At 38.5% G+C, this 808-nt stretch carries 2 protein-coding genes; both read left to right on the top strand.

Annotation, left to right across the window (positions count from 1 at the left end):
• The first annotated feature begins 143 nt into the window (after nt 1–143).
• On the top strand, nt 144–389 hold the full coding sequence (locus AVJ19_RS21210; protein WP_005401830.1) for a hypothetical protein: 246 nt from the start codon (nt 144–146) through the stop codon (nt 387–389).
• 8 nt (nt 390–397) lie between these two features.
• Nucleotides 398–721, top strand: a complete 324-nt coding sequence (locus AVJ19_RS21205) for a type II toxin-antitoxin system HicB family antitoxin (protein ID WP_005401831.1) — start codon at nt 398–400, stop codon at nt 719–721.
• The last annotated feature ends 87 nt before the right edge of the window (nt 722–808 follow it).

The following is an 808-nucleotide window of genomic DNA, read 5'->3' as shown; positions in this document are numbered from 1 at the left end:
CATATTCCTGTGTAAATCTACCCCCTATTCCTATTTGCACCCTACCATTCATTTCTGTTCGTATAAGCCACTAGGCATGTCAAACTCTTGATTAATGGTATCAATATTGATACTATCAATCATTGGCACTATTGAGCATTTAAATGGCAAATCTTGATCAACTTATAGAACAAATGCGGAATAATCCAAAAAATATCCGCTATGTCGATTTACTCAAGGTTTGTAAGCAATATTTTGGTGAACCAAGGCAAACAAGTGGTAGTCACACGGTATTTAAAACACCGTGGCAAGGCGATCCTCGTATTAATCTTCAAGATGATAGCGGAAAGGCTAAACCTTATCAGGTTAGGCAAGTATTAGCTGCACTTGATAAACTTAAGGCATTGTGAGGTGTCAAATGGATAGCAAACAATATACTTATCGTGTTACATGGTCAGCAGAAGATAATGAGTATGTCGGTCTATGTGCCGAATTTCCATCATTGTCTTGGCTTGATGCAGAACAATCTAAAGCATTCGCAGGAATTGTTGATCTTGTTGGTGAAGTCGTAGCAGATATGGTCAGCAATAATGAGAAATTACCTATCCCTCTTTCAGAAAAAAAGTATAGCGGACGGTTTGCCGTTCGTGTTCCATCAATGGTTCATCAAAAACTAGCACTTGAAGCTGCGGAGCGTGGTGTGAGTATGAATCGTTTGGTATCGGCAAAATTGGCTATGTAGTTTTATATCTTGATGGTCTACTTGGAATGGAAATGACTGGTAGACCATAAACAAGAATAGCTGGTTAGTTTATCCAATAATTTGCAG

Source organism: Acinetobacter sp. CFCC 10889 (assembly GCF_003268395.1).
Classification (GTDB): Bacteria; Pseudomonadota; Gammaproteobacteria; order Pseudomonadales; family Moraxellaceae; genus Acinetobacter.
The sequence above is the reverse complement of the archived record's forward strand: the minus strand, read 5'-3'. Positions and strand labels throughout refer to the sequence as shown.